The sequence below is a fragment of the Neisseriaceae bacterium genome (genome assembly GCA_016864895.1).
In the GTDB taxonomy this organism is placed as follows: domain Bacteria; phylum Pseudomonadota; class Gammaproteobacteria; order Burkholderiales; family Neisseriaceae; genus QFNR01.
This window is the reverse complement of the sequence record CP046107.1, coordinates 216,807-230,649: the sequence shown is the minus strand read 5'-3', so window position 1 is coordinate 230,649 and position 13,843 is coordinate 216,807. Positions and strand designations below refer to the sequence as shown.

Here is a 13,843-nt window from a genome sequence, read left to right as displayed (position 1 = left end):
CACAAGATGAAGTTAATGGCTGGTCATAACTAAGATAAATTAATCCAGCTATTAGAAATTGATTGGTCATAAACTTGTCTATTTGAATATAATGTATAAATAAAATTAATTTAGATTTTACGTTATGGTATATGTGATATATCAGTGGATTGTGACAAGTATTACAAATTGATTTTCAGCAGGTGTTTAATATAATTATCAGGGAAAACAGAATTTAATTTTTATTATCTATCCAATAAACTTGACACTTATGTTAAAAAAATATCTAAGTTAGTTGGAGTGTGGTTGAATCATTGCAACTACTATGATAACCATATGTTCATTTAGATGAATTACATTGCTTTTGAGATGATTTTTTGTTACATTCATAGTAAAATATTTAGAGTAATTGATCTAATTTATAGGTATTAATAAACACTTAAAGGAGAAAAGCCAATATAGTGGTGTACGACTTTTGAAAAATTCAATTTTATGGGAGACTAAACATGGAACCAATATCAAACATTACTAACTTTGTTGTTAATCCATATTATACACTCATTATAGCGGTACTAGTCATCACACTAGGCCATTTTTTGACTGAGAAAATAACTTTTCTCAAGAAATATAGCATTCCACAACCTGTAACTGGTGGTTTAGTTGTCTCTTTTCTACTTTTAATTTTATATTATACTCATGGCGTTGAATTTCAATTTCATGAAGGCTTGAAAAATTTCTGTATGCTATCTTTTTTCGCATCCGTTGGATTAGGTGCTGATTTTAAAAGCCTAGTTAAAGGTGGGAAACCTTTAGTGATTCTTGTGATTTCTCTAATATTTTTTGTATTTTTACAAGATATAATAGGTGTAATGTCTACTTATTTTTTTGAACCACTAAAACCGTTACATGGCTTGATATTAGGCTCTATACCTTTAGTGGGAGGACATTCCACAGCGGGCAGTTGGGGCTCTTTTTTCGAAGGAAACTATGGTTTAATAGGTGCTTCTACTATAAGCATGACAGCAGCTACCTACGGGTTAGTGGCTGGTGGATTACTTGGTGGTCCTATAGCCAATTTATTAATGCGTAAGGGTAAGGTGACGCTTCCTTCAAAGGTAGAAATTGCTCAAAGCAAGAATGAAAACTCTGTTTCATCTGAAGGTGGAACTAAGGTTCGTTTAATCACTGCCAGCTCTACTTTGGAAGTATTGGGAATGGTCGCATTATGTTTGAGTGCTTCTTATTTTATTACCAATTTTTTAAATACCAATTATCCAACCAGTATTATTAAGGTTCCTGCCTTTGTTTGGGCTCTATTTACAGGAGTTATTTTAAGAAATACTTTGGGTCATGTTTTTAATTATCATGTATTTGATAGAAATATTGATGTGATCTGTAATGTTACTTTATATCTGTTTTTAGCTGTTGCACTCATTTCTCTAAAACTGTACCAACTATCTGGTTTAAGCTATATCGTTCTGATTGTGTTATTAATTCAAACACTATTTTCCTTGCTCTATATTTATTTTATCACCTTCAATGTAATGGGTAGAGACTATGATGCAGCGATTGTCTGTGCAGGTCAATGTGGATTTGGTCTAGGTGCAACACCCACTGCTATTGCTAATATGCAGGCACTTACTGAGAAATTTGGCCCTTCACCAAAAGCTTTTTTAATTATTCCATTGGCAGGAGCTTTCTTTGTTGATATTATCAATACCGTTGTTTTAACCATTTTCCAGTATTTTTTAGTTTGAACACTAACCAAATATGAATATGAAAGTTGAAAAAATTAATCAACTTCTTCCACAAACTCAATGTCAACAATGTGGTTACAAGGGGTGCTTGCCCTATGCGACTGCTCTAGCAGAGGGAAAAGCAGAGATTAATCTTTGTCTACCTGGTAAAGATGAAGTTATGTTGGATTTAGCTAATCTTTTAGGTAGACCACCTATTGCAGTTGAGCCTTCTGTTAATCAGACTGTATACATTGATGAGATGATCTGCATTGGTTGTAAAGCTTGTGTTAGAGCTTGCCCTGTTGATGCCATTGTTGGTACAACTAAAAAAATGCATACTGTTATTAATCAAGAGTGCACAGGTTGTAAATTATGTATACCTGTTTGTCCCGTTGATTGTATTTTTCCGCAATCGGAAAATATTGACTATCTACCTAAAAATCCCATTTTGAGTGATTCATTGGATCCTAGAACTAAAGCCTCTGAACACGCTAAAATTCGCTTTGATAATCGAAATAAGAGATTAGAACTTTCAAAGCAAAAAAAACAAAGCTATTTAGACCAATCAAAAAATAATTTATTGGAGGAAAGCAATAATACCTCATGTAATACTTCTAATCTTGTCATTCAATCATTATTGGATAGGGCTAAATATAATGCCCAAAATCGGAAATTTAATCGAGTCAGAATAGAGGATCAAGAACATAGTCAACAAAAAATATTACAAGAGAAAAAACGTGCTGCCTATCGTAAAGCACAAAAAGATTTTCGCTATGGTTCAGAACAGGAAAAAGCAGTTGCTTTGGCTTTTTTGCGTAAATGGAAAGAAGAAAATAATGGTAATTAAATTATTTTAACATATATTTGACAGATTAGTGGGTAGTAAACCAAACCAAAAAGTAAAGTCTTAGTTTGCCTGTAGTTTAAATCGTGATACCCAGAATATTCAAGAAAGCATCAAGTCAATTAGGTGTCATCTATTGAAATAATTTTTTATTACAGTTATAGTAAGTAAATTAGATTAATTATTCTAGTATTAGTAGGGTTAATAGTACTTATAAGGAGAAAAGCCAATATAGTGGTGTATGACTTTTGAAAAATTCAATTGTATGGGAGACTAAACATGGAACCAATATCAAACATTACTAACTTTGTTGTTAATCCATATTATACACTCATTATAGCGGTACTAGTCATTGCACTGGGTCATTTTTTGACTGAGAAAATAACTTTTCTCAAGAAATATAGCATTCCACAACCTGTAACTGGTGGTTTAGTTGTCTCTTTTCTACTTTTAATTTTATATTATACTCATGGCGTTGAATTTCAATTTCATGAAGGCTTGAAAAATTTCTGTATGCTATCTTTTTTTGCATCCGCCGGGTTAAGTGTGAATTTAAAAAGTCTAGCTAAAAGTGGTAAACCCTTAGCTATTCTTGTGATTTCTCTAATATTTTTTGTATTTTTACAAGATATAATAGGTGTAATGTCTACTTATTTTTTTGAACCACTAAAACCGTTACATGGCTTGATATTAGGCTCTATACCTTTAGTGGGAGGACATTCCACAGCGGGCAGTTGGGGCTCTTTTTTCGAAGGAAACTATGGTTTAATAGGTGCTTCTACTATAAGCATGACAGCAGCTACCTACGGGTTAGTGGCTGGTGGATTACTTGGTGGTCCTATAGCCAATTTATTAATGCGTAAGGGTAAGGTGACGCTTCCTTCAAAGGTAGAAATTGCTCAAAGCAAGAATGAAAACTCTGTTTCATCTGAAGGTGGAACTAAGGTTCGTTTAATCACTGCCAGCTCTACTTTGGAAGTATTGGGAATGGTCGCATTATGTTTGAGTGCTTCTTATTTTATTACCAATTTGCTAAATACTAATTATCCAACCAGTATTATCAAAGTCCCTCCATTTGTTTGGACTTTATTTACAGGAGTTATTTTAAGAAATATTTTGAGCCATGTTTTCAATTATCAAGTATTTGATAGAAATATTGACATATTTGGCAATGTTACTTTATATTTGTTTTTAGCTGTTGCACTTATTTCTCTAAAATTGTACCAACTATCTGGTTTAAGTTATATTATTACGATTGTGTTATTAATTGAAACGCTATTTTCCTTGCTCTATATTTATTTTATCACTTTTAATGTAATGGGTAGAGACTATGATGCGGCAATTATTTGTGCGGGTCAATGTGGATTTGGTCTAGGTGCAATGCCTACAGCTATTGCTAATATGCAAGCACTTACTGAGAAATTTGGCCCTTCACCAAAAGCTTTTTTAATTATTCCAGTGGCAGCATCTTTTTTTATGGCTATGATCAATACCATTGTCTTAACCATTTTCCAGTATTTTTTAGTTTGAATACAGACACAAATCCTGTATCAACAATGTGGTCACAAGGGGTTCTTATCTTATTGTTATACCTAGAAAATATATCTTATTCACTAAGAATGTACATGTTTTAAGTAATAGCCAATCTCTGATCGTGGAAAAACTCAATCAATAGGATAAAATAAGGTATTTATTTCAAAATCCTATTTTAGCGATTCATTTTTTTCAAGCAAGAAGCAAGATAATAATGCAATCATTTTGGACATGAACATTTCAAAAATCACACCTATACCCTACTACTGATCAGATTTAGTAGACAACTTTATTTACTTTATCAAATTCAAGGAACATTAAATCTATTATTTTTTGACATAAAATCTAGCTTAATTTTGTATTAAATACAACTAACCTTTGAAAAAAACTGTTCTCATACATATTATGCCTATTCTAAGACTTTAGAAAAAGCGTTGACCACATAATCAATATTTTGTTGATTGAGTGCAGCAATACACATACGGCCATTTTCAACTAAGTAAACCGCAAATTCATCGCGTAAACGTAATACTTGCTCTTTACTTAACCCTGTAAAACTAAACATTCCTCTCTGTTTAGTAAAGTAACTAAAATCTCTATTAGGAATATTTCGGGTTAGTGCGTCATAAATTTTTTGTCGCATTTCACGAATACGTAACCTCATAGCCTCCACCTCTGAAGTCCATTCTTGATACAATTGGGGGGTATTCATCACAATAGAGGTAATATGTCCCGCATGTAATGGTGGGCTAGAATATAAACGACGAATAGAAAATTGAAACTGACTAAATACCGATTTAGCTTCTTCTTCAGTATTTGCCACTATCGATAAAGCACCAATACGTTCGCCATACAAGGATAAATTTTTAGAATAGGAATTACTCACTAAAAAGGGAATACCTAAATAGGCGGCTCTACGAACAGCGTAAGCATCTTCTTCTAAACCATCACCCAAGCCTTGATAAGCAACATCCATAAATGCAATTAAGTTTCTTTCTTTTATAATTGGTAAAATTATATCCCACTCTTCACGAGTTAAATCTACACCTGTTGGATTGTGACAGCATGCATGTAATAATATGATTGATTTCTCTGGTATTTTCTTTAAAAATTCTACTAATTCTTTAAACTTAATATCCCCTGTTTTTGAATCATAATAAGGATATTTTTCCACATTAAAACCTGTGTCATCAAAAATAGCAATATGATTTCCCCAAGTGGGGTCACTCACGTAAACCGTGCTATTGGAAAAATACCTATGTAAAAACTGTGCGCCCACCCTAAGAGCACCAGAACCACCTACTGTTTGAATTGTTTGGATTTTATTTTCTTTTAACAAAGGATTATTTTCTCCAAATAATAACGCTTGGGCAGCTTTTCTAAATTCTAATAATCCTTCCATTGGTAGATAGGCACGAGGAATATACTGACTGGCTAAATGATCCGATGCTTTTTTTACAGAGTCGAGTAACGGTATTTTACCATTTTCATCATAATAAACACCAATACTTAAATTAACTTTTTCCGATCTTTGATCTTGTTTAAATACTTCAACCAAAGATAAAATCGGATCACCCACAGAAAAATCAACATATCTAAACATAATAAATACCCATCAAATACAAAATTCTTTATGTTACAAAAACTTACAATAACAGACTATATCGTCGGAATAACAAGAAAATCAAACTAGAACTACCGTAATAAAACTCAAAATATACGCTAATAGTACGATAATATACTTTAATTTTCAATGGTGAAAATAGCAGAAACTGAAACTGTCATATTTTCGGAAATAAAAAATTCATCAATATAAATCTAGATTAAAGGATACGAATAAGATCCATTTTCCTATACCAATCATTTTTTACTAGGGAAAATTACACCAAAAAAATCAGAATTAATAGTCACCGTTCAGAAACCAACAGTATAAACCCCAATTTGCATTTTTAGTGATTAATACTTCTTCCTTTTTTAGAATATTGACTTATTCAACAAAAGCCCTTTCAATTAAATAATCACCTCTTTGACCTCTCTTAGGAGACACTTTCAATCCTAATTGATTCAATATTGTCGAAATATCTTTTAGCATTGTTGGGCTACCGCAAATCATTGCTCTATCATACTCTGGATTGATGACAGGTAACCCAATATCCTGAAATAATTGTCCATTACTCATTAAAGTTGTAATACGTCCTTGATGTTTGAAAGACTCTCTCGAAACAATAGGGTAATAAATTAATTGATTTTTAATAATATCACCCAAATATTCATGTGCCCTTAAATATATTGTGAAGTGGTCATGATAAGCTAAGTCTGCAATATTTCTTACGCCATGTACTAGAATAATTTTTTCAAATTGTTCGTAAGCTTCTGGATCCTTGGTTAAACTCAGGAAAGGGGCTATTCCTGTGCCTGTTGCGAATAAATATAAATTTTTACCAGGCTTCAAATCTGATAATACTAAAGTACCAGTAGGTTTTCGGCTAATCAAAACTTCATCGTTAACTTTTAAATGTTGCAACCTACTAGTTAGTGCTCCATTTTGAACCTTAATACTAAAAAATTCTAAATGATCCTCCCAGTTAGCACTGGCGATACTATAAGCTCTAGCAATTGGTCGTTCCAATTCTTTCACTTGTAGGGCTACCATTACAAATTGACCACTATCAAAGCGTAAACTTTCATCTCTAGTACAAGTGAAACTAAAATAATTATCAGTCCAATGATGGACTGATAATACTTTTTCTATGTTATAAGCCGACATTTAAACTCCTTAATCTGTATCATCATTATGATTCATCATTTTTGTCCTAGGAAAACTGCATATTATATAATGCTTGATAGCGCCCGCCCATCTTTAATAATTCTTGATGTTTACCTTTTTCAACAATACGCCCCTCATGCATCACAACAATTAAATCAGCAGATTCTATAGTCGATAAACGATGTGAAATTACTATTGTTGTTCTATCTTGCATTAATCGTTCCAAGGCATTTTGAACCTCTTTTTCAGATTCTACATCCAAGGCACTAGTTGCTTCATCTAAAATTAAAATAGGTGCATTTTTTAATATTGCTCTTGCAATAATTAGTCTTTGTCGTTGACCTACCGATAATTTGGAACCATTTTCACCTATTTTAGTATTTATTCCTTTTGGTAATTGCATCACAAAATTCCAAGCATTTGCTGCTTTAAGTGCATTTTCTATATTTTTAATGTCTTTACTGTTATCACCGTAAGCAATATTGTTGGCAACAGTATCATCAAATAAAAAAATATCTTGACTGACTATGCTAATATGTTGTCTCAAACTGTGCAAGGTCAAGTCTTTAATATCAACATTGTCTAGTAATATACTTCCCTTTGAAACATCATAAAAACGAGGTATCAGATTGGCTAAAGTACTCTTACCAGAACCAGAAGAACCCACTAAAGCAACTATTTTCCCTTTAGGAATAGTCAATTCAATATCTTTTAGATTATCGGAATTTGAACCAGGATAGCGAAATGATATATTATTCATATATATTTCATACTTGAATTGGTTGGTTTCTAATATACCACTGTCTTGCTCTATCTCTAAATCTAAAAAATTAAATACACTCTCAGCACCTGCTATCCCCCTTTGTAAAGATTGAGAAATGTCTGTTATACGTTTCATAGGATCAAACATAGCAATCATTGAACTTAAAAAAGCCATAAATGACCCTGGTGTAAATCCTTGTTGTACTCTTATGCCAGCAAAATAAATAATTACTGCTAGTGCGACAGCTATGATAAACTGAGTTATAGATGTGTTGACTGAATTAGCTGAACGTTGTTTTACTAAATTAGTCCTAATAGCATCCGTTAGATGTTTAAGAAGGTTTTTCTCTTGCTCATAAGCATTATATATTTTAATTTCTTTGATACCGTCAAACGTTTCGTTTAAAGATTGTGTCATACTACCCATATAAGACTGATTTAATGAGGTTAATGTTCTCAGTCTTTTATTTACCGTTTTAACCAAAATACTTACAATCGGAAAAGTAACAAAAGTAATCAATGTTAATTGCCAATCTAAATAGAATAAAAGTACCAACAAACCCGCTACCATCACCCCATCTTTAGCCAATACGGTAATCACATTAAAGCCTGCATCAGTAATTTGATTAGCATCATTCAATACTTTAGAGGCAACTATACCTGAGGATTCACCTTTGAAATAAATTACAGGTAAATGTATGATTTTATCATACATTTCTAAACGAACTTTTTGCACTAAATGGCTTGATAAATAGGTAGTTAGATAGTCATTAATATAATTAGCTAGACCCCTAATTAAAAACAAAATAACAATAGCAACCGGAATCATTAAAGTATAATATGGGTTTTGCTCAACAAATCCTTTGTCAATGAGTGGTTTGGTTAAAAGTGCAAATAAAGGAGTGGTTAAAGAAGCTATTATCATTGCAATTACTGCAATTGAAAAAAGTTTCCAATAGTCTGTTAGGTAAAGAAATAGTCTTCTATAGACAGTAAAATTAGTACTAGGATTGTGCAACATATGTTTAATTAGCAGTATATAGGTGGATATTATAAACAACTTCGAGAACTTTAACAAAATGATTCCTATCATCAATACTATGATTATGAGAATTTTGATTCAATTTAAGTAACAATCAAATGACTATTTCTCATAAGATCATATATTGATTAATAGAGGAAAGTTTCAAAGATTCTAGATACTTTTGGAATTTACATCAATACAAAACAATAGAGTTAAATCTTAACAAGACAATAATTTCTCAGACACAAAAAACTCCATACAAAGTTTTAATTATTTTTTTTAAGGAAAAAGTCTGTATATTGATATATTTCTTTATCATAGCTACAGAATCCTCCTACTTATTCGACGATAGAAAGAAGATTATAAAAATAAATTACCTAATTTCTAATTTTTAGCATCAAAATAAGAACAGCCAGTTGCTGTTAGCACTACATCCGAAGATGAATTAAGTGCTGTTTCCATCGAATCTTGAATAATACCTATTACAAAACCAATACCCATTACCATACCCGATATTTCTGGAGAAAGTCCAAATAAGTTGCAAGCAACTGGAATTAACATAATTGATCCACCTGCTATACCAGAAGAACCAGCAGCACATATACTAGCCAAAAAACATAGCAAAAGAGTGGTAATAAAATACAAAGGCTCACCTAAGGTATGTACAGTGGCTAATGTTAAGATGGTAATAGTAATTGCAGCACCTGCCATGTTAATAGTTGCACCTAGAGGAATGGTGACAGAATAAACATTTTTATCTAATTTTAGTTCCTCACAAATTTTTAAGTTAACAGGAATATTGGCAACCGAACTTCTGGTGAAAAAAGCAGTAATACCACTGGTTTTTACAGCACTCCAAATTAGAGGATAAGGATTCTTTTTATTGAATGCATATACCAACAAAGGATTGATTATGAATGCCATTATCATCATTGTCACCACAAGTAATAAAATAATTTGTGAATACAGTTTCAAAGACTCTGTTCCTTCAATAGCTAATGTAGAGCTTAAAATACCAAATATACCAAAAGGTGCAAAACTAATAGCTAGTGAAACAATCTTTGATAGAATATCAGACATATTTTGGAAAAAAACTTTAGTCATTTCTGAGGCACTTCTAACACCAAACCCAATTAGAATTGCCCAAAATAATATACTAATGTAATTACTATGATATAAAGCTTTTATAGGATTTTCTAACATTCCTAAAAGTAGAGATGAAATAACATCAGGAACAGTACCTAAACCAACGTTTTGTGTGTTAGTTAACGATAGAGGCAAAGTGACCGGAAACGCAAAACTCATCATCACGCTTAATAATGATGCTAAGAAAGTACTTAAAAAATACAAGAGAATAATAAAGCGAATACTCTTTTGGATATATGTTTTTTGTCCAGAGATCGAAGCAATCAACAACACGAAAACTAATATTGGTGCAATAGACTTTAAAACTTGGATAAAGAGGTCTCCTAATATCTTAAAATGAGTACTTATTTCAGGAAAAAACATAGCCATTGAAATAGCTAAGACTATAGATATGACAACTCTAATTAATAAATTACCTTTAAAAACAAAAAAATATATCGAAGACAACATAATATTACATCCGTGGCTGTTTGATTAATCTTTACCATTTTAGTTACCTTTAAATGGCTCTACTTGTATTACTATTGTTTACTGGTATTAAAAATTTCCTTCTCAACAGTCTGTTCTATTTGTTTTCTTCATTTTTTTCTATATCAGGTTGATTTTCTGCTAAATTATGACTGTAATCCTTGGGTTCACTTGGCTGTTCACCAGCCATGATTTGAAGGATTTGATCACGATCGATAGTTTCCCATTTCATCAAAGACTCAGTCATTGTTTCAACAATATTTTTGTTTGACTCTAAAATTTCTTTCGCTAATGTATATTGTTTTTCCAAAATCCTACGTACTTCTGTATCAACTTCTTTCATAGTGGATTCGGAAATATTCTGGGATTGTGTTACACTTCGACCCAAAAACACTTCATCTTGATTTTCTGAAAAAACAACTGGACCTAAGTCAGACATACCATAACGCATGACCATTTCCTTAGCAATTTTGGTTGCTCTTTCAAAATCATTGGAAGCACCAGTAGAAATACGTTTAACAAATAATTCCTCTGCTACCCTTCCACCAAATAGTATTGCAATTTCATTAAGCAGCTGATCTTTATATTTACTAAAACTATCCCTTTCAGGCAATTGCCAAGTTAGACCTAAAGCCCTTCCTCTAGGCATAATTGTTACCTTATGTACAGGATCTGTTCCATCAAGAGATTCTGCGACCACTGCATGACCACTTTCATGATAAGCCGTTGTTCTTTTCTCATCTTCGTGCATAACCATAGAGCGACGTTCCGGCCCCATATAGATTTTATCTTTTGCCTCTTCAAAGTCACTTTGATCAACAACAACCTTTTTATTTCTACCTGCCAAAAGAGCAGCTTCATTAACTAAATTAGCTAAATCAGCACCAGAAAAGCCAGGTGTCCCACGTGCAATTTCTGAAATATTAACAGAATCATCTACTTTAATTTTTTGTACATGAACACTTAAGACTTGTTCACGTCCACGAATATCAGGCATAGGCACTACCACTTGTCTATCAAAGCGTCCAGGTCGTAACAATGCTGGATCTAAGACATCAGGTCTATTGGTCGCTGCAATAACAATAATCGTAGCATTGGATTCAATACCATCCATTTCAACTAACAATTGGTTAAGGGTTTGTTCTCTTTCATCGTTACCCCCACCTAAACCAGCACCACGTTGACGACCTACCGCATCAATCTCATCGATAAAAATAATACAAGGTGCTTGTTTTTTAGCTTGTTCAAACATATCTCTAACACGAGAGGCACCTACGCCCACAAACATTTCCACAAAATCTGAACCTGAAATACTATAAAATGGAACCTTGGCTTCACCGGCAATGGCTTTAGCCAACAAAGTTTTCCCTGTACCAGGGCTACCTACCATTAACACCCCATGAGGTACTTTACCTCCTAACTTTTGATAACGTGAAGGTTCCTTCAAATAATCAACAATTTCCTGAACTTCTACCTTGGCTTCATCACAACCTGCTACATCTTTAAATGTTACCTGATTAGCATCTTTATCAATTAATCTTGCTTTACTTTTTCCAAATGAAAAAGCACCTCCACCTTTAGATCCTCCCCCTTGCATTCTCATAAAGAAGAAATAAAATAAGAAAATTAGTAAAAATAAAGGGATTAGACTGATAAATAAATTTTGAAGTACACTTGGTCGTTCTTCTGGAATAATGGTTGTCTTAACATTATTGTCTTGTAGTACTTTGAACAAGGCTGTGTCATAAGGCGCATTAGTAGTGAATTTAGTATTATCTTTTTTTTCACCTTTAATGCTATAACCATATAAAAATGAGCCTTCAACAGAAACCCTATTTACTTCTTGAGAGTGAACAGCACCCAAAAAGTCTGAATAATCCATCTGAGACTTCATATTTTGTTGTTCTTTCACCATGCTGTAACCTAAAAATAATACTGTTACAACTAAGACAGTAATTAATATTTTCTTTATAGAAGTATTCACTAATCAAAACTCCCCAAATAATATCTCAAATGTTAGCGTAAGTTAGAGGCTAATAAATATAACTCTGTAGATCTATTTCTTGATGCTTGGGGTTTTCTAACCACCACATCGTTAAAATATGATCTAACTAATTTTAAATATTCCTGATAACCAGATCCTTGAAAAATCTTAACCAAAAAACGTCCATTATTTTTTAAATGATTTTTAGAAAAATCAAGTGCTAGTTCTGCCAAATAGTAACTCTTAGCTTGATCTATAATAGCCATCCCCGTAATATTGGGGGCAATATCAGAAATTACAAGGTCTAATTCATCATTATTTAAATAAGTTTCTAATGTTTTTAGCACACTTAATTTAGTAAAATCACCCTGAATAAAATGAACACCTTGTATGGGATCCATCTCTAAAATATCTAAAGCTATAATGGTTCCCTTACCTTGAGTCCTTTGAATAGCCACTTGAGACCAGCTACCAGGTGCACTTCCTAAGTCAACTATTTTTAAATTCGGTTTTAATAATTTGTCTTTATCATCAATTTCTAGTAATTTATAAGCTGCTCTTGCTCGATAGCCATTTTTTTTGGCAAGATGCACATAATGATCATTAACATGTTCATTCAACCATGAAGCAGAGGATTTGGAACGTGTATTGTTATTCTTTTTCTTCATGAATGTGTTTTTTAAATTAAAAATGACTCATATTATACAATACAAATACTAGATTAAAAATTTATTCTGTAATTTATGCTATAAGTTTATAAAGTATTTTAAATTTCACTTCTGTCCCTTATACTTTAACTAGAGGATAATACCAGAAATAATTTACAACATTAATAAATTTTAAAAACTATGGAATTTTTAGATCAAAAATTTAAAAAATCTCTTAAACGAATATCTCACTATTTAGAACCAGTAGCTATTATTGAACAGAAAGGGATTAACTAGCGCCGTCTTAAACTAATTTATTAGCTCATAAACTATAAAAATTAGGATGAATCTATGTCTATGTAATAGAAAATAAAGAAATGTTATGTACAATAATATTAATTAGAGGTTACTTTCCAATAAAATATTGGGAAAGTGATAGTTTTATGGCATAAATTCTGCTAAAAAAGGTTAAGGAAGTCAAAATAATGCAGCAAATAGGTAGGAGAAATGATCCCAACATCAAAAAAATGTTAATTGTGGTCTATATTTTGTATTATTTGGGTTTGATTGAAAGTATTTTACTCTTTACTAATGGAGTTGTTATGGTATTAGGCTTTGCTCTTGTTTTATTTCAATCGAATCCAATCAAAGAATCGTCTTATGTGAGGCATTACTGGTGGTTAATTACTTTGGCTATTATATTTCTATTGTTAATTTTTGCTTCTTTAAATTTTACCTCCAACATCAAAACTGGAAATATCAGTTTTACGTTTTATCTCAGGTGTGTTGGCCAGTTAGTTTATTTTATTTTATTATCCTACGGTTTTTTCTGTCTTTTAAAGAATAAGCAATTGCCTAATTTGTTTTTTTCCAAAAAAAATAAAAATTTACCTAGCAAAAAGTAGAATCTTATTAATTGGGATACCAATTATCAATCAAAAAATATTTTT

General features: G+C 32.0%; 10 protein-coding genes. 4 read left to right on the top strand and 6 right to left on the bottom strand.

Translation table 11 applies throughout. From position 1 onward, the window contains the following. Positions 1-485 precede the first annotated feature (485 nt). From gltS (GKC53_00915) to gltS (GKC53_00905), 3 genes are all read left to right on the top strand, one after another. Entirely contained in the window at positions 486-1,736 is a 1,251-nt protein-coding gene (gene gltS, locus GKC53_00915; protein QRN40727.1) for a sodium/glutamate symporter, read from the top strand. A 13-nt stretch (positions 1,737-1,749) separates the two neighbouring features. Next, complete coding sequence (locus tag GKC53_00910; GenBank protein QRN40726.1) at positions 1,750-2,565, top strand: RnfABCDGE type electron transport complex subunit B; 816 nt, start codon at positions 1,750-1,752, stop codon at positions 2,563-2,565. A gap of 276 nt (positions 2,566-2,841) precedes the next feature. Next, entirely contained in the window at positions 2,842-4,092 is a 1,251-nt protein-coding gene (gene gltS / locus GKC53_00905) for a sodium/glutamate symporter (GenBank protein QRN40725.1), read from the top strand. A 412-nt stretch (positions 4,093-4,504) separates the two neighbouring features. Here gltS (GKC53_00905) and GKC53_00900 read toward each other — a convergent pair whose 3' ends face one another. From GKC53_00900 to GKC53_00875, 6 genes are all read right to left on the bottom strand, one after another. Further along, positions 4,505-5,698 (bottom strand): aminotransferase class I/II-fold pyridoxal phosphate-dependent enzyme, encoded by a 1,194-nt coding sequence (locus GKC53_00900; protein ID QRN40724.1) that lies wholly within the window; start codon positions 5,696-5,698, stop codon positions 4,505-4,507. Between the two features lie 384 nt (positions 5,699-6,082). Then, a complete protein-coding gene (locus tag GKC53_00895) occupies positions 6,083-6,862 on the bottom strand; it encodes a ferredoxin--NADP reductase (protein QRN40723.1) in 780 nt (259 codons plus the stop codon). A gap of 46 nt (positions 6,863-6,908) precedes the next feature. Continuing rightward, positions 6,909-8,645 (bottom strand): lipid A export permease/ATP-binding protein MsbA, encoded by a 1,737-nt coding sequence (gene msbA, locus GKC53_00890; GenBank protein ID QRN40722.1) that lies wholly within the window; start codon positions 8,643-8,645, stop codon positions 6,909-6,911. A 387-nt stretch (positions 8,646-9,032) separates the two neighbouring features. Further along, positions 9,033-10,244, bottom strand: a complete 1,212-nt coding sequence (gene sstT, locus GKC53_00885; protein QRN40721.1) for a serine/threonine transporter SstT — start codon at positions 10,242-10,244, stop codon at positions 9,033-9,035. A 115-nt stretch (positions 10,245-10,359) separates the two neighbouring features. Continuing rightward, entirely contained in the window at positions 10,360-12,246 is a 1,887-nt protein-coding gene (hflB, locus tag GKC53_00880) for an ATP-dependent zinc metalloprotease FtsH (GenBank protein QRN40720.1), read from the bottom strand. A 32-nt stretch (positions 12,247-12,278) separates the two neighbouring features. Beyond that, the gene (locus GKC53_00875; GenBank protein QRN40719.1) at positions 12,279-12,914 is read right to left on the bottom strand and encodes a 23S rRNA methyltransferase; all 636 of its coding nucleotides are present in this window, start codon (positions 12,912-12,914) and stop codon (positions 12,279-12,281) included. A 464-nt stretch (positions 12,915-13,378) separates the two neighbouring features. Between GKC53_00875 and GKC53_00870 the strand changes: the two genes are divergently transcribed. Continuing rightward, positions 13,379-13,798 carry a hypothetical protein gene (locus GKC53_00870; GenBank protein ID QRN40718.1) on the top strand — a complete coding sequence of 140 codons (420 nt, stop codon included), beginning with the start codon at positions 13,379-13,381 and terminating at the stop codon, positions 13,796-13,798. The last annotated feature ends 45 nt before the right edge of the window (positions 13,799-13,843 follow it).

Bases quoted from the DNA above. Each gene is read 5' to 3' on its own strand.
- gltS (QRN40727.1), top strand. From the start codon at position 486: ATGGAACCAATATCAAACATTACTAACTTTGTTGTTAATCCATATTAT.
- GKC53_00910 (QRN40726.1), top strand. From the start codon at position 1,750: ATGAATATGAAAGTTGAAAAAATTAATCAACTTCTTCCACAAACTCAA.
- gltS (QRN40725.1), top strand. From the start codon at position 2,842: ATGGAACCAATATCAAACATTACTAACTTTGTTGTTAATCCATATTAT.
- GKC53_00900 (QRN40724.1), bottom strand. From the start codon at position 5,698: ATGTTTAGATATGTTGATTTTTCTGTGGGTGATCCGATTTTATCTTTG.
- GKC53_00895 (QRN40723.1), bottom strand. From the start codon at position 6,862: ATGTCGGCTTATAACATAGAAAAAGTATTATCAGTCCATCATTGGACT.
- msbA (QRN40722.1), bottom strand. From the start codon at position 8,645: ATGTTGCACAATCCTAGTACTAATTTTACTGTCTATAGAAGACTATTT.
- sstT (QRN40721.1), bottom strand. From the start codon at position 10,244: ATGTTGTCTTCGATATATTTTTTTGTTTTTAAAGGTAATTTATTAATT.
- GKC53_00875 (QRN40719.1), bottom strand. From the start codon at position 12,914: ATGAAGAAAAAGAATAACAATACACGTTCCAAATCCTCTGCTTCATGG.
- GKC53_00870 (QRN40718.1), top strand. From the start codon at position 13,379: ATGCAGCAAATAGGTAGGAGAAATGATCCCAACATCAAAAAAATGTTA.